Below are 20,466 nucleotides of genomic sequence, written 5' to 3'. Positions count from 1 at the left end.
GGTCATCCCCTACGCCATCCTCCCGGGCAACACCGTGGAAGTGGACGTGGCGGCCAAGGGCGGCGGTTCCGAGAACAAGTCGAAAATGGCCATGCTCAACCCGTCCGACTCGATCGTTGACTGGGTGCTCAAGACCGTTCCGACCATGGGCGCCGGCTGGTGCCCACCGGGCATGCTCGGCATCGGCATCGGCGGCACCGCCGAGAAAGCCGCGGTCATGGCCAAGGAAGTGTTGATGGAGTCCATCGACATTCACGAACTGAAAGCCCGTGGCCCGCAGAACCGCATCGAAGAGATCCGTCTGGAGCTGTTCGACAAGGTCAACCAGCTGGGTATCGGTGCCCAGGGCCTCGGTGGCCTGACCACCGTGCTCGACGTGAAGATCATGGACTACCCGACCCACGCCGCTTCCCTGCCGGTGTGCATGATCCCGAACTGCGCCGCGACCCGTCACGCACACTTCGTGCTCGACGGTTCCGGCCCGGCCTCGCTGGAAGCGCCATCGCTGGACGCCTACCCGGAAATCGTCTGGGAAGCCGGCCCCTCGGCGCGTCGCGTCAACCTCGACAGCCTGACTCCGGAAGAAGTGCAGAGCTGGAAACCGGGCGAAACCGTCCTGCTCAACGGCAAGATGCTCACCGGTCGCGACGCGGCGCACAAGCGCATGGTCGAGATGCTGAACAAGGGTGAAACCCTGCCGGTGGATCTGAAAGGTCGCTTCATCTACTACGTCGGCCCGGTTGATCCGGTCGGTGACGAAGTCGTGGGCCCGGCAGGTCCGACGACCGCGACGCGGATGGACAAGTTCACCCGTCAGATCCTCGAGCAGACCGGTCTGCTGGGCATGATCGGCAAGTCCGAGCGTGGTCCGACCGCGATCGAAGCGATCAAGGACAACAAAGCCGTGTACCTGATGGCCGTGGGCGGCGCCGCTTACCTGGTGGCCCAGGCCATCAAGAAGTCCAAGGTGCTGGCGTTCGCCGAGCTGGGCATGGAAGCGATCTACGAGTTCGAGGTCAAGGACATGCCGGTCACCGTCGCGGTGGACAGCAACGGTGAGTCGGTGCACATCACCGGCCCGGCGATCTGGCAACAGAAGATCGCCGAAAGCCTGGCGGTAGAAGTGCAGTAAGCGCTTCGCCGCCATGAACAAGGCCGGCCCGTCACACGACGGGCCGGCCTTTTTTATACCCACACTTCCCTGCACGAGCTGCGCAGGCTGCGATCCTTGCCCTCAAGTGCAAAAGATCGCAGCCTCGTTGCACTCGTCAGCTCCTACACTACAGCCCCTGTAGGAGCTGCCGAAGGCTGCGATCTTGTGCTGTTGGCAACACCTGCACATTGATAGCCTTTTAGCACCTGTCAGATCTGACAGGTTACGAGTGACCCGCGTCTTGCTAGCGTCTGTCCACCCACGTCTTTCACGTGGCCACTGGATAGCGATCATGGCCGATCAACAGCTGAGCATCATCACCCCGTCCATCGCCAGCAGCGCGTCGATCACCACGATCGGCAAAAGCTGGGGCGCGGTCGGCCCGACCGGTGCGGCTTCGTTCGATCTGCCGCTGCCGCTGTCCGCCGGACGCGGCTGGGATCCGCAGCTGTCCCTGACTTACAGCAGCCAGGCCGGCAACGGCCCGTTCGGCGTCGGCTGGAGCCTGGGCATCGGGCAGATCAGCCGGCGCACCCACAAAGGCGTGCCGCGCTATACCGATCTCGATGAAATCATCGGCAGCGACGGTGAAGTGTGGCTGCCGGAACTGGACGACCACGGCGTACCGAAGTCGCGTCTGGAAACAACCTACAACACCATTGCGGTCGGTGAGCACCGCGTGGTGCGCTACTGGCCACGGGTCGAGAGCGATTTCGCCCTGCGTGAACGCTGGCAGCGCGTCACCCTGGCCGATGACCCGGAGGAGCCGCCGTTCTGGCTGATTCACGGCGCTGACGGCTCTTTGCAGGTGTACGGCAAGACCAGCGCCTCGCGCCGGGCCGATCCGGACGATGCGCGGCGGGTCAGCCATTGGCTGCTGTGCGAGAGCATGAACCCGCGTGGCGAGCACATCTGCTTCGACTACCTCGCCGATGATCAGGACGCCGAGCCGATTCACCAATACCGCGCTCAGCGTTACCTGCGCGCGGTGTTCTACGGCAATGCCAGCGCCAGCCAGCACTTGTACAGCTGGACCGTGGAAGATCCAGCCGAACTCGATTGGCATTTCCACCTGTTGTTCGACTACGGCGAGCGCACCCGTGAACTGACGCAGGCGCCCGTGTACGGTGGCGCCAGCCTGACGCCGTGGCTGCAACGCCAGGACCCGTTCTCCAGCTCCGGTCAGGGTTTCGAACTGGGCACCCGACGGCTGTGCCGGCAGATTTTGATGTTCCACAACTTCTCGCGACCTGCCGCAGAAGATCCGCTGCTGGTGCGGCGGCTGTTGCTGGAGTATCCGTCCGAATCCGCGCCCTGGACCTACAACCGCATCACCGCCGCGCATTATCAGGCCTTCGATGCCAGCGGCGCAGTGGAAACGACACCGCCGGTGGAATTTGATTATTCGCTCTTCGAGATCAACAAAACCCCCACACGGCTGTTCGCCGAAGACACCATGCCAGCCCTCGAGGACGGGCAGTCTTACCTGTGCGCCGACCTGTACGGCGAGGGCGTGCCGGGCTTCCTCTGCCATTACGATCAAGGCTGGTATTACCGTGAACCACTGCGCGCAGCATCGAGCCCGGACGCCATCACCTATGGCCCCTGGACGTTGCTGGAACAGATCCCGGTGGCCAGTCGCAACAGCGACGCCCGGCAGATATTGCTCGACCTGACCGGCGACGGGCGGCTCGACTGGATCGTCGCCCAGCCCGGCATCAGCGGTTATCGCACATTGAACGCCGACCGCAGCTGGGCGCCGTTCCTGCCGTTTACCGGGATGCCGCTGGAGTTTTTTCACGCCCTTGCGCTACTGGGTGATCTGGCGGGCGATGGCCTCGCCTCACTGGCGCTGATCGGCCCGCGCGCGGTGCGCCTGTATGCCAATCGCCGTGAGGACGGTTTTGCCAGCGCCGAAGACGTTCCTCGCGAAGACGATGACGATTGCCTGCCGCTGTTCGGCAACTCATCCACCGAGCTGGTGTTTCTGGGCAACATGCTTGGCAGTGACATGAGCGAGCTGTGCCGGATCCGGCACAACCAGATCAAATGCTGGCCCAACCTGGGGCATGGCCATTTCGGCAAAGGCCGGGTGATCAGCGCACTGCCCTTCAACTACGCCGAGTTCAACACCGAGCAGGTGCGCATCGCCGACATCGACGGCTCCGGCGCGCCGGCCCTGTTTTACCTGAAATCCAACGGGTTCGAGATTTACCTCAACCGTGGGGGCAACGGGCTGGAGCAGACGCCGGTCTTCGTGCCGTGGCCGCAGGATGTGCGTTATGACCGTCTGTGCCAGGTCAATTTCGCCGACCTGCAAGGCCTGGGTTGTGCCAGCCTGCTGCTGAGCGTGCCGCACATGTCCCCGCAGCACTGGCGCTACGACTTTGTCGCGGCCAGGCCCTACCTGCTGACGGCAAGCAACAACAACATGGGTTGCGCCACGCAGGTGGTGTATCGCAGCTCCGCCCAGGAATGGCTGGACGAAAAACAGCAGTGGCTGATCGAGCATCCCGCCGAAGCACCGGTCTGCCATTTACCGTTCGCGGTGCAGGTCGTCAGCCAGCAGCGCCAGCTGGACGAAATCACCGGCAACTGCCTGACGCAGTCATGCAGTTTTCGCGAGGGCGTCTACGACAGCATCGAGCGCGAATTTCGCGGCTTCGGTCATCTGCAACAGACCGACAGCGAAAGTGCCAGCGGCGATGACGACATCGGCTTCACGGCACCGGTGCGGGTCTTGACCTGGTTCCTCACCGGGCAAGCCATGGACCGGCCAAGATCCGGCTACTTCGACGCCGATGCCGAGGCGCACGCGTTGCAGCCAACGCTCTTCAGCCGCTATCACCCGAGTGATGAGTGCGATGAGTCGCTGACGCCAGCCGACGAGGCGACACGCTACAAGATCGCTCGGGCGCTGGTGGGCTCCGTGGCTCGCAGCGAAACCTGGGCCGGCAGCGACGACCCGGCCAGCACACGGCTGTTCGCGGTTGAGGAGTTTCGTTATCGGGTGCGTGACGTGCAGCCCGAAGGCCGGCACGAACCGGCCAGCGTGCTGCTGCCACTGCTGCTGGAAAAAATCAGCTATCAGTACGATGGTTTCATGGATGACCCGTTATGCCGGCATGAAGTGCTGCTCAACAGCAGCCAGTTCGGCCACGCCACCCACAGCCTGACCGTCAGCTACGCGCGACGGCGCACCGCCGCCGATGCCCCGCCCTTCGACGACCTCGATGAACAACAGTGGTGGCGCGACGCGCACGACCCGGCACAGCAGTGTTTTTATCTCAGCGAAACGCGCGCGCGCACGATAGATCTGCACGAGAAGTTGCAAGAGTGGCACCTCGGCCTGCCCTTTCAGCAACGCAGCAATGCGCTGATACTGCCCAAAGGCTCGCTGCCCTCGGGCCTCACCCCGCAAGAGGTGTCGTGGGAATTACTCAAGGCGCATCAGGATTCGCCGCAATGGAACGCGCTCAGGGTGCTAACCGGGCAAACCGTGCAACGCTATCTCAAGACCGAGGGCGGCAGCCTGTTGCCCGACGGTGCAGCCGACTTCGAAGCGCTGGCCGGGCCGATGGAACTGGCCCAGCTTGACCAGACCGCGCTCGACGCCTACGCCAGCCTGCCGCCGCCGTTCGATATCCGGGTCGAGTTGCAGAACATCGGTTACACCGCCATGCCGTTGCTGTTCGAAGAACCGCCTGCAAACGCGGATCCACAGAACCTCTGGTCCGTGCATTACAACTATGCGAAATACGCTAGCCCCGACGATTTCTTCCTGGTTGATGAATACCGCGAAACCCTGAGCCACGGCTGGACCAAGGCGCAGTACGACGAATATCGCCTGCTGATCAAAAGCGTCGAACTGCCCGATGGCTGCATCACCCGCTGCGAATACGACTACCACGCCCTGGCGCCGCTGCGCATCATCGACGCCAACGAGAATATTCAGGAAGCGCTCTACGAGCCTTCCGGCCAACCGTTGGCCAGCAGTTTCCACGGCACCGAAAACGCGGTCGCCGCCGGTTTCCGCCCGCTCAGCGAATACGTGCGCCCGGTGGACCTGACGCCAGATTCAGCCATCGCCGACCCGGCGGCGGCGGTGCAACAAGCCGCGAGTACCTTGCGCAAGGATTTGTTCAGCTGGATGGGACAGCTGCCGTCCGTGGTCAACGCCACGCCGGACCTGCTGGCGCAGTGGCAGGCCAGCGGCGATGTGTTGCCGAGCCTGCACATTCGCGCCAGCGCGCGTCGCCGGCTGGCGCAACTGAAGGCGCCGACGCCGGCAGAACTCGCGCTGCGCAAACTCATTACCAGGGTTGCACGCAAACCGGTGCACAGCGCGGTATTCAACGCCGACCGTTACCCGGATGATCCGGTGGCGGCATTGGTGCAGATCACCATCAGCTACGTGGACGGCTTTGGCCGCCCCCTGCAAACCCTGCAAAGGGTAGAGCCCGGAATCGCCTATGCGGTGGCTGCGGACGGATCGCTGATCGTCGATCAAGGGCAATTGCGCGAGCAACACACTGATTCGCGCTGGCGGGTCAGCGCACGGGTCGAGTACAACAACAAAGGGTTGGCGGTGCGGCAGTTCCGGCCGTTTTTTGCCGACAGCCATGGCTATGTCAATGATCAATCCCTGCGCCAGCACGGCTACTTCGACCAGCTGTTCTATGACCCGCTCGGCCGCGCGATCAAGCTGATCAACGCCAAGGGCTATTTTTCCCGCGAGAACTATCATCCGTGGTTCCATGCCAGCGAAGACTTCAACGACACGGACGAGTCTGTTCAAGTGCGCTCGCCGGCCTCACCACGGACGTTGCAGTGATGAGCGCCAATCCGCATCGACGTACACCGGCGCTGATCGCGATCGACAGTCGCGGCTTGCCCCTGCGCCAGATTGCCTACCTGCGTACGCATGCCGCCGAGCTCGCCGTGGCCCTGTTGACGCGCCAGCAGTACGACAACGCCGGCCGCCTGCTGGCGCGGTTCGACCCGCGTCTGACTGACCCGAGTGTCGCCAGCCTGTACGACCTCAACGGCCAGCCACTGAAGACCCGCAGCGTCGATGGCGGCTGGCGCCTGAGCCTGCCCGGGTTGGCCGGACAAACCTTGCAGCGTTGGGATGCCCGCGGCGTGCACTGGCGCAGCCAATACGATGAACGACTGCGCGTGGTGGCGATCAGCAACAGCGCCGACCCTACCTGCGAGACCTTCAGCTATGCCGACGCCAGCGCTTCGGCCGATCACAACCAGCGCGGCCGCCTGCTGGAGCAACAGGATGCGTCCGGCAGCCTGCGCCTGGACAGCTACAGCCTGGCCGGTCAGGCGCAGCGCGAAAGCCGCCGCTTTGCCGACGCCCGGGTGTTTGTCACGCAGCGCCGTTTCAGTCCGCTGGGCGCGGTGCTGGAACAGACCGACGCCGGCGGCCACCGCCAGCAATCGCGCTACGACCTCGCCGGCCAGCTCAAGCATCTGCAACTGCTGGTGGCCGGGCACAGCGAATGGCAAACGGTGTTGCTCGACGCACAGTTCAACGCCGCCGGACAGATCATCGCGCAGCAGGCCGGCAACGGCGTCGGCAGTTACTGGTCCTATGAGCCGGCCAGCGGCCGCCTGGAGCGGCAATGGGCGCAGAAAGGTGCGGAACCGCCGCTGCAAGACTTCAGCTATGAGTACGATCCGGTCGGCAACCCGACACGCATCCTCGATCACGTTTTCATCCCCAGTCATTTCGCCAACCAGCGGGTCGACGGCGAACGTGCGTTCAGCTACGACTCGCTGTATCGACTGATCAGCGCCAGCGGCTACGACGACGCCGCCCCCAGCGACCTTCCCGGCCGACCGCAGCCGAGCGATCCCAACGACCGGCGCAATTACCTGCAGACCTACCGCTACGATCACGGCGACAACCTGACCCAACTGTGTCACGTACGCGACGGCGCCAGCCATACCCGGCAAATGCGTATCGACCCTGCCAGCAACCGTGGCGTGCGCTGGAACGAAGGTGATCCCGAACCGGATTTCGACCGGTTGTTCGATCGCCATGGCAACCTCGCGACTCTGCAACCGGGACAGGCGTTGCAGTGGAATGCCCGCGATCAACTGGCGGCAGTGACCCTGATCAACCGCGCAAACGCTCTTGATGACGCCGAGTCTTATCACTACAGCCAGGGCGTGCGCGTCTACAAACGCCATGAAACCTACGCCGGTTCCAGTCAGCACTTTCACGAGGTGTGTTATCTGCCCGGGCTGGAAATCCGCAGCAAGGACAACGGTGAAGAGTTACACGTAATCGACCTCGCCACAGGCTCGAGCCACGTCAGTTGCCTGCATTGGCTGAGCGGCAAACCGCCCGGCATTGCCGCCGACCAGTTGCGCTACACCCTCGACGATCACTTGGGTTCATGCGTGATGGAACTGGACCGGCAGGCACGCCTGATCAGTCACGAAGGTTATTACCCGTTTGGCGCCACCGCGTGGATGAGCGCGAGCTCGGCCGTAGAGGTCGAGTACAAGACCTTGCGTTATTCGGGCAAGGAAATGGATGTCAGCGGCCTGTACTACTACGGCGCACGCTATTACGCGCCGTGGCTGCAGCGTTGGATCAGCGCTGATCCGGGGGGCGACATTGACGGCCTGAATCTGTACGCGTTTGTCGGCAACAACCCGATCGGCTATTTCGATGACGGCGGCTACAACCGCTCGCCCCAGCAACTCAAGCGCCTGATCAGCGGGAACGCTGAGCAACTGTCCGCCATCGACAGCCGGATGCAGACGCTGCAGGGGCAACTCATCGACCTGCAACACCCCGGGCAATGGCGCCGGACGCTGGCAAAAAACACGCTCTATCAAATCGGCAGCGCCGCCACTGGCTGGTTCACTTCGTTCAATGCCGCCTCGTTTGCCGCCGAAGCACTGCCGCAGCTATCCGGCGATCTGATCGGGCTGACGCAGGGCAACCAGGTGGCCGACAAAAGCGTCGCGACGTTCGATACGCTGGTAGAAAGAATGGCGTTGAATACCCCGATTGTCCCGCAAACCTCCACCTTCAACCGGGATGCCGTTCAGGCTGTCGGGCTGCCTGCGCCGTTGCTTCCGCCCCGCGACAAATATGACGTACGCAGCCGCGAAGGCCTGCAGCAACTGGCGGTGGACAGCATCAGCAAAGTTGTCGGCGCCTACGTGCCCGGGGTTGGCGAAGCCATGGCCATGGGCAGCATCGCCCAGCAGGCCCAGGAAGCGGAGGAAGGTCTGTCATCGATGAAACTGGGGAAAATCCACAACACCCTGGATGAGCTCGATACGCTGGTTACGCAACTGTCGGCGGCGAACAACGCAGCGTTCGCCGAACTGGGTATCAGCGAATTTTACGATGAGCGCCACCACACGCGTGACTACCTGTTCGATCTGGCCCTCAACCGTGTCGGCACGACACAAGCCAGAACCGTACGTCAGGCAGACCTCACACGCCAGACAGGCCGCGCCCGAGAAAGTATCGCAATCGCTCGCGAGTTCCTGAGCATGTACCGGGAAAAAGTCCCCGCCATCCGTGAACGCTACCGTGCCGGTTCCGGGAGCCGGCCATGACCCTGACACCAGCGGGCGACCCTTGATCATGAAGCGCAACATTCACTGGCGCACCCCACAGCTGACAGTCACTGATGGACGTGGCCTGACAGTGCGTCAGGTCGATTATCTGCGAGCCGATGACGGCCAGCCGCAGCAAACCCTCATCAGTCGGCAACGGCATGACCCGGCCGGACGACTGATCGAACAGTGGGACCCACGCCTGTTCGACACAGCCGCCAGCGCCGGTCTGAGCACCGTGTACGGCTTGAGCGGTATGGCGCTGAAAGTCGACAGCGTGGATGCCGGCTGGCGCATCAGCCTGCCCGGTCTGGCGAATGAGCTGCGGCAACGCCACGATCAACGCGGCAACCGCTGGCGTTACGATTACGACCCGAGGCTGCGGTTGATTGCCGTTGCCGAAAATGCGCAAGCCGATGTCGAGCGCTACACCTATGCCGACCACAACGCGGCCCCCGAACATAACTTGCGGGGTGAACTGAGCGAGCGCTCGGACCCCGGCGCCACGGTGCTCATCGACAGCTACAGTCTGGGCGGCCAGGCACTCAGCGAAGCCTGCACCCTGGCCGGCGAGCCCAACGCGTTCATCACCCGAATGGCGTTCGACGCGCACGGCAACGTCTTGCAGCTCACCGATGCCGGCGGTCATCGACAATGCTCACGCTACGACGTCGCCGGACAGTTGCATCAAGCATCGCTATGGATTACCGGAGCGAACGCCGCGCAAAGGGTGGTAGACGCAGTCACGTACGACGCTTCCGGTCGACCACTCGAACAACTGGCCGGCAATGGCGTTCGCAGTCGCCGCGTCTACGATCCCGCCGACGGCCGCCTGCTGCACCTGCTGGCAGGCAAAGACCAGGAAAAACCGCTGCAGGATCTGCAATACACCTACGACCCGGTCGGCAATATCTTACGCATCGAAGACCACACCCTGGAGACGGTGTATTTCGCCAATCAGCGCGTCGATGGCAATCGCCACTTCGTCTACGACTCGTTGTATCGGCTGATCGAAAGTCGCGGCTTCGAAGGCCAGATCCCGCAACAGTCGCCAGGCTTGCCGCAACTGATCGAGCCCATCGACCCCGGACGGCGCTTCAACTACACCGAGCATTATCATTACGACGCGGGCCACAACCTCGTCGAACTTGTACACGTGCGCGAAGGCCACAACTTCTGCCAACAGATGAAGATCGACCCGAACAGCAATCGGGGGCTGCGCTGGAAAACCGCTGACCCCGACCCGGTGTTCAGCGATCACTTCGACCACCATGGCAATCAGTTGAAACTGCAACCCGGCGCCCTGCCTCTGGAGTGGGACAGTTACGATCAACTGGCCCGTGCCACCCTGCTGCAACACGCCAATGGCTTGCCCGACGACGAAGAAATCTACCGCTACAGCCAGGGTGAGCGTGTCTACAAATGCGCGCTGAGCCACACGCCGTCGATCACCCATCGCCGCGAGGTACGTTACCTGCCGGGCCTGGAAATCCACACCCGCAGCGATGGTCAGCAGTTGCATGTCATCGCCCTGCCGGGCGCGCGTTGCCTGCACTGGCTCAGCGGTCGGCCGGCAGCCATCGAGGACGATCAGATGCGTTACAGCCTCGACGACCACCTCGGCTCCTGCGCGCTGGAACTGGATCGCCATGCGGGTGTGATCAGCCTGGAGCACTATTACGCGTTTGGCGGCACAGCCTGGTGGGCTGCCCGTTCGGCGCTGGAAGCGAGCTATAAAACCCTGCGCTATTCGGGCCGAGAAATGGACGTTAGTGGCCTCTACTACTATGGCGCCCGCTACTATGCACCCTGGTTGCAACGCTGGATCAGCGCCGATCCGGCGGGAGATATCGACGGGCTGAATCTCTATGCCTTTGTCGCCAACAACCCGGTCGGTTACATCGACACCGATGGCCAGGGGCTGGATGACTTCCTGGGTATCGGAACCGGCGATCAGTACAATCAGAGGAAAGCGCAGATCGCCGAGAGAAGGCAGCGCACCCGGGACAGGGAGAACCTGTCACGCCTGGTCATTCGCCACCAGAACATTCTTGCCCTGTCATCGCGCCGTGCTCGGGATGCCCAGCAACAAGTGCTCAATCAGCGCTCGACCGGGCAATTTGCCGGTTCCGTCGCGCGCCGTACCGGTGTGTATGTGGCAGGCCAACTGGTCGCCTACGGCGGCGGCATTCTGGTCGGCATTGGCAGTCAGGCGCTGGGCGCCGTCGCTCCGGGCGCGGGGAATGTGGTGGGCGTCGCGATGGGCATTGGCGCGAAAAAAGCGATCAGTGGACTATGGGATTACGCCGCAGAGCGCACTGGCGTCGGCGCCTCGATCAAATTCAAGGCCAGCCGCATCTCCAGCGCGAAGATTGTCGAGAAAGCCGAATACAAAACCATGGCCCCGATCAATTACCTGCAGCAAAAATACGCAAAAATGATCCCCGATACGCAGAAGGGAGTGCTCAAGGGTTCCAAGGAAGTCGCTTCCACCCTGATCGGCGCCGGTGCCAAGGAAATGCTGCCGCAAGCCGCCTCCGAAATCAGTGCTACAGCGAATGCAGCGTTGGGGGCCATTGAAATAGCCAACGAAATCATCGGTGCCAGCCATGACCTCACGCCTGAAAAGGTTGCTAAGGGCATCGCCCACGTGAGCGGGCTGATCGACTATTTGTCCGCCAACATGCTCGCCATCGAAAACGCCTTTGAGGCCACTGGCGTCAGCGCCATAAACACGGTCGGACTATTTGGCACAATCGAAGGCGACACACCGCAAAGTCTGTGGCAAGCCACGGCGGCCGTGATCAACGAACTGGATTACACGCGAACGATGCTGCGTTCAAAATCGCATCATTTCAGCACGGTCTGATCCACTGACGCGTGAAGCGAGAAGGATCCGCAGCCCCATGCTATCGTGCCCGCCCGTCCCCTTATCCATTAGCCCAGCATGCTGCCGACTTCCCGTATCTTGCGTCTGTCGTTGTACACCCTGCTGATCATTGCCGGTGCGGCCATTGCCGCGACCCTTGCCATCCGCCACGCCGAACGTCAGGCGCTGGAAGAGGACGCCGCCCGCGCCAGCCAGCAGTTAACGCTGTACGCCAATTCGCTGCACACCCTGATTGACCGCTATCGCGCCCTGCCCGCCGTGCTCGCGCTGGACCCGCAATTGCGCAGCGCGCTGGCCGGACCGGTGAGTGCCGAGCAACAGCACGCGCTGAATCTGAAACTGGAGCAGATCAACGGCGCGGCACAGTCCTCGACCCTCGAACTGCTCGATCACAGCGGCCTCGCCGTGGCCGCCAGCAACTGGCGCCTGCCCAGCAGCTATGTCGGCCACAATTACGGGTTTCGTCCGTACTTCAGCCAGACCCGCACTCAAGGCAGCGGGCGCTTCTATGCGGTGGGCGTGACCAGCGGCATCCCCGGTTACTTTCTGTCCAGCGCGGTGCTCGGCGACAACGCCGAATTCCTCGGGGCGATGGTGGTCAAGCTGGAGTTCCCCGAGCTTGAGCGCGAATGGAGCCAGGGCAGCGACACGCTGCTGGTCAGCGATGCGCGCGGGATCATCTTCATCGCCAACCAGCCCGGCTGGCGCTATCGCTCGTTGCGGCCGCTGGACAGCCGCGACATGGCCGAGATCAAGCGCACGCGGCAGTACGACAAACAATCGCTGCTGCCATTGACGCACCTGTCCCTGCGCCACTTCGACGACAACAGCGACCTGCGCCGGGTCGAAGGCCCGGACGGAACGGCGGACTACCTGTGGGAATCGCTGCCGCTGGCCACCGAAGGCTGGACCCTGCACCTGTTACGCCGCCCGCAAGTGGCCTTCGAAGACTTGCGCAATGCCGGGCTGGCCGCTGCCGGGGTGTGGCTGGCGCTGGTGTTTCTGTTGCTGTTCCTCAATCAGCGCTGGCGCCTGTCGAAAATCCGCCAGCGCAACCGCGAAGAACTCGAACAACTGGTCGAAGAGCGCACCCGCGATCTGCGCACCGCGCAGGACGGTCTGGTGCAATCGGCCAAGCTCGCCGCGCTGGGGCAGATGTCCGCCGCACTGGCCCACGAAATCAATCAACCACTGACCGCGCAACGCATGCAGCTGGCGACGCTGCGCTTGCTGCTCGAGCATGGCCGTGTCGATGATGCGTACAAGGCGCTCAAACCGGTGGACGACATGCTCACGCGCATGGCGTCGCTCACCGGCCACCTGAAAACCTTCGCCCGCAAGAGCCCCAGCGGCCTGCGCGAACGGCTGGATCTGGCGACCGTGGTCGATCAGGCGCTGCAACTGCTCGATGCGCGCCTGCGCGACGAACAGGTCAGTCTGGTGCTGCACCTGACGCGTCCGGCGTGGGTGCGTGGCGATGCGATCCGCCTCGAACAGGTGTTGATCAACCTGCTGCGCAATGCCCTCGATGCGATGCAGGACAAGCCGTGCAAGCGCCTGGAAATCCGCCTCGAGGTCGATGAACAACTGTGGCGCCTGAGCGTGATCGACAATGGCGGCGGGATTGCCGAACAGCACTTGAACCAGGTATTCGATCCGTTCTTCACCACCAAACCGGTGGGTGACGGACTGGGGCTGGGGCTGGCGGTATCCTTTGCCATCGTGCATGAATCCGGTGGCCGCCTGAGCGTGGAGAATGGCCAGTCCGGCGCGGTGTTCAGCCTGACCCTGCCGATTGATCTGGAGGCGCACATCTGATGCTCAACTCAGTGATGGTGGTGGATGACGAGAGCAGCATTCGCAATGCTGTCGAGCAATGGCTGAGCCTGTCGGGGTTCGCCGTGCAGTTGTTCAGCCGCGCCGAAGATTGCCTCGCCGCGCTGCCGGCGCACTTCCCCGGGGTAATCCTCAGCGATGTGCGCATGCCCGGGCTCAGTGGGCTGGAGTTGCTGGCCGAAGTGCAGCGCCGCGACGCCGATCTGCCGGTGATACTGCTGACTGGTCACGGCGATGTGCCGATGGCGGTCGAAGCGATGCGTGACGGCGCCTACGACTTTCTGGAAAAACCGTTCAGCCCGGAAACCCTGCTCGGCAGCCTGCGCCGGGCGCTCGACAAGCGGCGGCTGGTTCTGGAAAACCGTGCCCTGCACGAGCAGGCCGACCACCGCGCCAGACTCGATGCGACGCTGCTCGGGGTGTCCCGTGGCATGCAGACCCTGCGTCGGCAGGTGCTGGATCTGGCGGCGTTGCCGGTCAACGTGTTGATTCGCGGCGAAACCGGCAGCGGCAAGGAACTGATCGCCCGCTGCCTGCATGATTTCGGCCCGCGCGCCGACAAGCCCTTCGTGGCGCTGAACTGCGCGGCGATCCCCGAGCAGTTGTTCGAGGCCGAGTTGTTCGGTCATGAAAGTGGCGCCTTCACCGGGGCTTCCGGCAAGCGCATCGGCAAGCTCGAATACGCCGACGGCGGCACGCTGTTTCTCGATGAAATCGAAAGCATGCCGCTGGCCCAGCAGGTGAAACTGCTGCGGGTGTTGCAGGAACAGAAGCTGGAACGCCTGGGTTCGAACCAGAGCATTCACGTCGATCTGCGGATCGTTGCCGCGACCAAACCTGATCTGCTGGATGAGGCCCGGGCCGGACGTTTTCGCGAAGACCTGGCGTATCGCCTGAACGTCGCCGAACTGCGCCTGCCACCGCTGCGTGATCGGCGCGAAGACATTCCGCTGCTGTTCGAATCGTTCGCCTTCAGCGCCGCCCAGCGTCTGGGCCGCACCCTGCCGCCGCTCACCGGGGCGCAATTGAGTCACCTGCTCAGCCACGACTGGCCGGGCAACGTGCGTGAACTGGCGAACGTCGCCGAGCGGCAGGTGCTGGGGCTGGATGAGCCGGTGCAAGGCATCGACCCGGGCCAGTCACTGGCCGCGCAGCAGGAAGCGTTTGAAGCGCAGTGCCTGCGCGCGGCGCTGACCCGGCACAAGGGTGATGTGAAAGCGGTGCTGGAAGAGTTGCAGCTGCCGCGCCGGACCTTCAATGAAAAGCTGCAGCGGCATGGGTTGAGCCGGGAGATGTTTGTTCCGGGCAGCTGAGTTCTGCAGTGTTTGATCGGGCCTCTTCGCGAGCAAGCCCGCTCCCACAGGGTTTTGTGCTGAACACAGAATTTGTGAACACTCGAGAAACCTGTGGGAGCGGGCTTGCTCCCACAGGGGGTTTGTGCCGAACACAGAATTTGTGAACACTCGAGAAACCTGTGGGAGCGGGCTTGCCCGCGAAGAGGCCGGCACAGCCAACGATGATCCATCAGCCTGAATGAGCAATTTTCCGCTCACTGCAGTCCAGACATAAGCGGATTTCCGCTCATCAAATCCCGCCTACCCCTCTAAACCGCCCCTCTCCCCGTTGGCACAGCTCCTGCTATAGCCCCGGCAGGCTGCGTTTCTACGCGCTCCACAAAAACAATTAAACGAAGGATCCTTCAATGGATAACTCCAACGCCCTGCCCCTTGGGTCGGCTGCCGCGCCCGCCAAACAAAGAACCACCGCCAGCCGGATCAAGTCGATCTTCAGCGGCTCGGTCGGCAACATGGTCGAGTGGTACGACTGGTACGTCTACGCCGCCTTCTCGCTGTACTTCGCCAAGACCTTCTTCCCCGCCGGTTCCACCACTGCGCAACTGATGAACACCGCCGCGATCTTCGCCGTGGGCTTCCTGATGCGTCCGATCGGTGGCTGGCTGATGGGCCTCTATGCCGACAAGGTCGGGCGCAAGAAAGCCTTGATGGCCTCGGTCTACCTGATGTGCTTCGGCTCCTTGCTGATCGCCCTCAGCCCGAACTACGAAACCATCGGTATCGGCGCGCCGATCCTGCTGGTGTTCGCCCGTTTGCTGCAAGGCCTGTCGGTCGGCGGCGAGTACGGCACCTCGGCCACCTACCTGTCGGAGATGGCGACCAGGGAACGTCGCGGTTTCTTCTCCAGCTTCCAGTACGTGACCCTGATCTCCGGCCAGCTCATCGCGCTGGGCGTGCTGATCGTGCTGCAGAACATGCTGACCACCGAGCAGCTGTACGCGTGGGGCTGGCGTATCCCGTTCGCCATCGGCGCGCTCTGCGCAGTCGTTGCGCTGTACCTGCGTCGCGGCATGGAAGAAACCGAGTCGTTCACCAAGAAAGAAAAGTCCAAGGAAAGCGCGATGCGCACCTTGATGCGCCACCCGAAAGAACTGCTGACCGTGGTCGGCCTGACCATGGGCGGTACGCTGGCGTTCTACACCTACACCACCTACATGCAGAAATACCTGGTGAACACCGTCGGCATGAGCATTTCCGACTCGACCACCATTTCCGCCGCCACGCTGTTCCTGTTCATGTGCCTGCAACCGATCATCGGTGGCCTCTCGGACAAGATCGGTCGGCGTCCGATCCTGATCGCCTTCGGCGTGCTCGGTACGATCTTCACCGTGCCGATCCTGATGACCCTGCACACCATCCAGACCTGGTGGGGCGCGTTCTTCCTGATCATGGCGGCGCTGATCATCGTCAGCGGCTACACCTCGATCAACGCCGTGGTGAAAGCCGAGCTGTTCCCGACCGAAATCCGCGCACTGGGCGTCGGCCTGCCGTATGCACTGACCGTGTCGATCTTCGGCGGTACCGCCGAATACATCGCGCTGTGGTTCAAGAGCATCGGCATGGAAACCGGTTACTACTGGTACGTGACCGCGTGCATCGCGGTATCGCTGCTGGTGTACATCACCATGAAAGACACGCAGAAACACTCGCGGATCGTGACTGACTGAGGAATGAGTCAGTTCAGCCATTGTGATGGTGGCTGTTATGGCCTCATCGCGAGCAGGCTCACTCCTACATTGATTGGTGTACGCCGCCCTTTGTAGGAGTGAGCCTGCTCGCGATTGGGGCGACTCGGTATCAGGACAATTCAGCAACTACCGTTGGCTGGCCATAACGCTTCTGCGCATACGACGCACCGACAATCATCACCGGCAGAATCCCCGCCAGCACCGCCGACGAGCCGATGGTGCCGAAGTCCAGGCCGCCCTTTTCATGGGACTTGGTCATCAGATCGCCCAGGGTCGCACCGAACGGTCGGGTCAGGACGAACGCCACCCAGAACAGCAGCACCGTCGACATCTTCGTCAAATATTTGAGCGCGACCACCACAGCAATGGTCGAGCCGATCAGCAACGCACCACCGGCAAAACCCAGGCCCGAATCATCCGCCAGGTAGTCGCCGAGCGCCGTGCCCAAGGTGTTGTCCCAGGGTCACCGCGAAAAACAGCGATTAATCCCCCATTAATGCTGCCCTTGCATCCTGCACATACCTGATCAATGACCTGCGCGGCGTTCGCTGCAGAATCTGCAAGCGACTGAATGCGCCGCCCTTAATATCTACTTAATTGATCGGTTTCAGCATTAATTTGCGCTTTTTAATCAATTTAGTTGGCGTAGCATTCAATCCAAACAAGACACATCGCCAACCTATCTGGAGTACCTGAGATGAAAACCAAACTGATCCTCGCCCTGACCCTGTCCGTATTGGCCGCCAACACCTTCGCAGCCGATGGCTCGGATAAAACCAAAACGGCCGACTTCATTTCCGGCGCCAGCGCCGCCATCGAAACCAGCCACTCGGGCACTTACGCTGCGGATGGCTTCGATAAAACCAACATCGGCAAAACCGTGGCGGCCGATGGCTTCGACAAGACCGGTACCGCTGCTGCCATCAGCTAAGTATCTGCTGTCCTTCCACAGCCCGGCTTCGGCCGGGCTTAGTCATTTCTGGGGTATCAAAATTCTCAAATCACCCAAATCCCCTGTAGGAGCTGCCGCAGGCTGCGATCTTTTGATCTTGATCTTAAAAAACAAAATCAAAAGATCGCAGCCTGCGGCAGCTCCTACATGGGGATCAGCGTTTGACTGGAAATACGCGTTGCGTCCTTGCACTATGGCTGCATCCGAAACGCAGCCTCAGGAATTCATTCACCATGTCCGATGACATCCATTTCTACGAACCTGCCAACGGCCACGGCCTGCCCCACGATCCGTTCAACGCCATCGTCGGCCCACGCCCCATTGGCTGGATTTCTTCGCAGGATGCCCACGGTCAGCTGAATCTGGCGCCCTACAGTTTCTTCAACGCGTTCAACTACATTCCGCCGATCATTGGGTTTTCCAGCGTCGGGCGCAAAGACAGCCTGAACAACATCGAGCAGACCGGCGAGTTCGCCTGGAACCTCGCCACCCGCCCGCTGGCCGAGCAGATGAACCAGAGCTGCGCGATGGTTGCGCCTGAGGTCAACGAGTTTGAATTGGCCGGACTGACGCCAGTGGCATCGAAGGTGATAGCGGTGCCACGGGTGGCCGAAAGCCCGGTGTCCTTCGAGTGCAAGGTCACGCAGATCATTCAGTTGCAGCGCGCTGATGGCGAAACCGTGCCGAGCTGGCTGATTCTCGGCGAAGTGGTCGCCGTGCATATCGCCAAGTGGCTGTTGAAGGACGGGATCTACGACACCGCCGCGGCAGAACCGATTCTGCGCGGCGGCGGGCCGGCGGATTATTTCCAGTTGGGGCCAGAGGCCCTGTTCAAGATGTGGCGACCGGGTGCGGTCCAATAAACGCAGTTACCAGATCAGCTCGGCGTCATCAGTGACGCCCTGCAGACGTTTCAGCTCCTGGGTCGCCGCGTCATCGGCAGCAATGGCGCCGGGGAACACCTGATCACCCAGCAGTTTGTGGAAGCGTGGCGCACCGCCATCGACCAGGGCCTTGACCGCGATTGCCGCGTGATAACCCTTGTTGCCGCCCAACTCGACGGGGACGACTGCGGAGACTGCTTCGAAGTATTCAAACTCTTTACGTGCCATGGCACACATCCTGGCTCAGACCAATAAGCCGGACATTAAACCCTCAACCGGCGAGTTTGTGTATCGGTGCCGGGCATTGTCCGAGCGCCTGCGCCGCCGACACCTCTTTGAAGGTGTGGAAATCCAGGCTGTTGACCACCAGGTCCTGGACCAATTCGGCAAAGATCTGCATCGACGGGCTGTTGAAATACGCGGTCATCGCCTGTTGATGACTCCAGAAACCGGAGACCAGCCACAACTCCGGATCGCATTGCGAATGCTGCAGGGCAAAGCTCAGGCAACCGGGGGCGGCGCGCGACGGTTCGATCAAGGCACTGAGGCGTACACCGAGTTCGGCGGAGCGTCCGGCGCGCGCTCGAACGAAGGCCATATGACTGACGGGAATCTGCTTGGACATGTTCAACCCTCCCAGGGAGTCGCGTGGCAGCCGGGGGACGGGCTGCGACAGGATCCAAGGTTAAGGGCCGCGCGCAAGGCGCCGTTAGTCGATTCCTGCCGCTGCGTTGCACAATCCTGCGAGACTGCACATAAGCCCGGCGTCGGTGGGTAGAAACCTGTCACACCACTGTCACAACGCTTTTGTGTAGGAGCTGCCGAAGGCTGCGATCTTTTGACTTTTGTTTTTAAAATCAAAAGATCGCAGCCTTCGGCAGCTCCTACAGGGGTATTCGCCGCAAGGGGTAAGGTGGCTGTCGCGGGCTGATGGCCGACGCGAAAAAGCAGCCAATGCAGAATCAGGCAAGCATTTGACAGGATGTGTCTACCGCTCGCGCTTGCACAAACATATGCTTTGCCCCATTCCAGATCCCTTGCCGAGGACGCCGTGCATGACGTCATTCGATCGTTTCCAGTCTCCGCCCGATGCCGACATGGAAAAACAGCGCGCAGAACTCGCGGCGATCATCCGTCGCAACACCACCGACGACGGCAGTTATGCGACCGCCATCGGCTCGTTGTTCATGTCGCGCCATACCCAATCCCACGACTTCGCCCCGGTGCTCGCGCAACCGGCGCTGTGCATCATGGCCCAGGGTCGCAAAGAGGTGCGCCTGGCGGATGAGTACTTCAATTACGATCCGTTGAATTACCTGGTGGTCTCGGTTTCGATGCCGCTCAGCGGGCGGGTGGTGAATGTCTCGCCCGAGGATCCGATCCTCGCCGTGCGCCTCGATATCGACCCGGCGGAAATCACCGCACTGATCGCCGACGCCGGCCCGATGGGCGTGCCGACCCGGCCGACCGGGCGTGGTCTGTATGTGGAAAAGATCGACAGCGCGATGCTTGACGCGGTGCTGCGGCTGGCGCGCCTGCTCGATGCGCCGAAAGACATCGCCATGCTCGCGCCACTGATTCGCCGGGAGATTCTCTATCGCCTGCTGCGCAGTCCGCAGGGCCATCGTCTGTATGAAATCGCGATTGCCAACAGCCAGAGCCACCGCATCAGCCAGGCGATCAAATGGCTCAACGGCAACTTCGAGCAGCCGCTGCGCATTGATGATCTGGCGAAAGAAGTGAACCTCAGCGTCTCGACCCTGCACCATCGCTTCAAGGCGATGACGGCGATGAGTCCGTTGCAGTACCAGAAGCAATTGCGCCTGCAAGAGGCGCGACGCCTGATGCTGGCCGAAGGGCTGGAAGCGTCGGCGGCGGGCTATCGAGTGGGGTATGAAAGCCCGTCGCAGTTCAGCCGCGAGTACAGCCGCTTGTTTGGTGCGCCGCCGTTGCGGGATCTGGCGCGGTTGCGGCAGTCGGTCTGATCCGCAATCTGCCCTGCTGCGGCTGACGCTTTCGCGAGCAAGCCCGCTGCCACCGGAGAATGCGTGTGAACACAATTCCAATGTGGCAGCGAGCTTGCTCGCGAAGAGGCCAGTCCTACCAATAAAG

The 20,466-nt window shown here is 62.1% G+C and carries 12 protein-coding genes and 1 pseudogene; 10 read left to right on the top strand and 3 right to left on the bottom strand.

Features of this window, described 5'->3' with window-relative positions:
* The 7 genes from ACIOUG_RS20555 to ACIOUG_RS20525 all read left to right on the top strand — a co-directional run.
* Positions 1–1,132: FumA C-terminus/TtdB family hydratase beta subunit (locus ACIOUG_RS20555; RefSeq protein WP_401068248.1), on the top strand; the 1,132-nt coding region annotated here is incomplete at its 5' end.
* Between the two features lie 313 nt (positions 1,133–1,445).
* Positions 1,446–5,987, top strand: coding sequence for a SpvB/TcaC N-terminal domain-containing protein (locus ACIOUG_RS20550; RefSeq protein WP_401068246.1), 4,542 nt, complete (start codon positions 1,446–1,448; stop codon positions 5,985–5,987).
* Complete coding sequence (locus tag ACIOUG_RS20545) at positions 5,987–8,749, top strand: RHS repeat-associated core domain-containing protein (protein WP_401068244.1); 2,763 nt, start codon at positions 5,987–5,989, stop codon at positions 8,747–8,749. Before ACIOUG_RS20550 ends, ACIOUG_RS20545 begins: the two co-directional genes overlap by 1 nt.
* Before the next feature lie 28 nt (positions 8,750–8,777).
* Positions 8,778–11,618, top strand: coding sequence for an RHS repeat-associated core domain-containing protein (locus tag ACIOUG_RS20540; RefSeq protein WP_401068242.1), 2,841 nt, complete (start codon positions 8,778–8,780; stop codon positions 11,616–11,618).
* A gap of 78 nt (positions 11,619–11,696) precedes the next feature.
* Complete coding sequence (locus ACIOUG_RS20535) at positions 11,697–13,457, top strand: ATP-binding protein (protein ID WP_401068239.1); 1,761 nt, start codon at positions 11,697–11,699, stop codon at positions 13,455–13,457.
* A complete protein-coding gene (locus ACIOUG_RS20530; protein WP_401068236.1) occupies positions 13,457–14,788 on the top strand; it encodes a sigma-54-dependent transcriptional regulator in 1,332 nt (443 codons plus the stop codon). Before ACIOUG_RS20535 ends, ACIOUG_RS20530 begins: the two co-directional genes overlap by 1 nt.
* 389 nt (positions 14,789–15,177) lie before the next feature.
* On the top strand, positions 15,178–16,497 hold the full coding sequence (locus ACIOUG_RS20525) for an MFS transporter (protein WP_401068233.1): 1,320 nt from the start codon (positions 15,178–15,180) through the stop codon (positions 16,495–16,497).
* Positions 16,498–16,627: 130 nt separating this feature from the next.
* On the opposite strand, the pseudogene ACIOUG_RS20520 reads toward ACIOUG_RS20525, so the two are convergent.
* Positions 16,628–16,978 (bottom strand): annotated as a pseudogene (locus ACIOUG_RS20520) (hypothetical protein); the annotation flags it as partial.
* A 237-nt stretch (positions 16,979–17,215) separates the two neighbouring features.
* On the opposite strand from ACIOUG_RS20520, the gene ACIOUG_RS20515 reads away from it, so the two are divergent.
* Entirely contained in the window at positions 17,216–17,449 is a 234-nt protein-coding gene (locus tag ACIOUG_RS20515) for a hypothetical protein (protein WP_401068232.1), read from the top strand.
* 254 nt (positions 17,450–17,703) lie between these two features.
* Positions 17,704–18,333, top strand: coding sequence for a flavin reductase family protein (locus ACIOUG_RS20510; protein ID WP_401068230.1), 630 nt, complete (start codon positions 17,704–17,706; stop codon positions 18,331–18,333).
* A 6-nt stretch (positions 18,334–18,339) separates the two neighbouring features.
* On the opposite strand, the gene ACIOUG_RS20505 is transcribed toward ACIOUG_RS20510, so the two are convergent.
* Entirely contained in the window at positions 18,340–18,582 is a 243-nt protein-coding gene (locus ACIOUG_RS20505) for a hypothetical protein (RefSeq protein WP_401068229.1), read from the bottom strand.
* 43 nt (positions 18,583–18,625) lie between these two features.
* Positions 18,626–18,979, bottom strand: a complete 354-nt coding sequence (locus tag ACIOUG_RS20500; protein ID WP_003227631.1) for an antibiotic biosynthesis monooxygenase family protein — start codon at positions 18,977–18,979, stop codon at positions 18,626–18,628.
* 430 nt (positions 18,980–19,409) lie between these two features.
* Here ACIOUG_RS20500 and ACIOUG_RS20495 point away from each other — a divergent pair, with 430 nt between their 5' ends.
* Entirely contained in the window at positions 19,410–20,339 is a 930-nt protein-coding gene (locus ACIOUG_RS20495) for an AraC family transcriptional regulator N-terminal domain-containing protein (protein WP_401068226.1), read from the top strand.
* Positions 20,340–20,466: the final 127 nt, after the last annotated feature.

Source organism: Pseudomonas sp. NPDC087803 (assembly GCF_044742995.1).
Taxonomy (GTDB): domain Bacteria; phylum Pseudomonadota; class Gammaproteobacteria; order Pseudomonadales; family Pseudomonadaceae; genus Aquipseudomonas.
This window is presented reverse-complemented; position numbering and strand designations above follow the sequence as displayed.